1 pseudogene is annotated in these 1,177 nt (G+C 69.0%); it reads left to right on the forward strand.

Annotated features, from left to right (window positions below):
* Positions 1-1,177, forward strand: a pseudogene (locus ACFYQA_RS39565) (alpha-1,4-glucan--maltose-1-phosphate maltosyltransferase); the annotation flags it as partial.

Below are 1,177 nucleotides of genomic sequence, written 5' to 3' on the forward strand. Positions count from 1 at the left end.
TGGCGGGGGCGTTGGTGCCGGAGGTGGACGCGGTGCTGGCCCGGTATCCGCTGCGGGAGCTGGTCACCGCCGGCGACCCGATGCCCCTGCTCGTGGAACGCGAACGCGCCCTCTACGGCTCCTGGTACGAGTTCTTCCCCCGCTCCGAGGGCACCCCCACCCTCCCCCACGGCACACTGCGCACCGCCGCCCGCCGACTGCCCGCCATCGCCGCGATGGGCTTCGACGTCGTCTACCTCCCCCCCATCCACCCCATCGGCACCACCCACCGCAAGGGAAGGAACAACACCCTCACCCCCGCACCCGACGACGTCGGCGTCCCCTGGGCCATCGGCTCCCCCGAGGGCGGCCACGACACCGTCCACCCCCGACTGGGCACCCTGGAGGACTTCACCTGGTTCGTCCGACAGGCCGCCCGCCACGGACTCGAGATCGCCCTGGACTTCGCCCTGCAGTGCTCCCCCGACCACCCCTGGGTCCACAAACACCCCCACTGGTTCCACCACCGCCCCGACGGCACCATCGCCCACGCCGAGAACCCGCCCAAGAAATACCAGGACATCCACCCGGTCGCCTTCGACGCGGACATGGACGGCCTGATCGCCGAAACCTGCCGCATCCTGCGCCACTGGATGAACACCGGGGTGCGCATCTTCCGCGTCGACAACCCGCACACCAAACCCGTCGCGTTCTGGGAACGCGTCATCACCGACATCAACCGCACCGACCCCGACGTCATCTTCCTGGCCGAGGCCTTCACCCGCCCCGCGATGATGCACACCCTCGCCCAGAGTGGCTTCCAGCAGTCCTACACCTACTTCACCTGGCGCACCACCAAACAGGAACTGACCGACCACCTCACCGAACTGGCCGGTGACGCCGCCTCCTACATGCGGCCCAACCTGTTCACCAACACCCCCGACATCCTGCACGCCTACCTCCAGCACGGAGGACGCCCCGCCTTCGAGGTCCGCGCCGTCCTGGCCGCCACCCTCTCCCCCACCTGGGGCATCTACAGCGGCTACGAACTCTGCGAGAACACCCCCCTGCGCGAGGGCTCCGAGGAATACCTCAACTCCGAGAAATACCAGCTCACCCCCCGCGACTGGGCCGGCGCCGAACACCACGGCCGCACCATCACCCCCCTCATCACCCGCCTCAACACCATCCGCCGGGA

The sequence above is a fragment of the Streptomyces sp. NPDC005774 genome, from assembly GCF_042871645.1.
Lineage (GTDB): Bacteria > Actinomycetota > Actinomycetes > Streptomycetales > Streptomycetaceae > Streptomyces > Streptomyces pratens.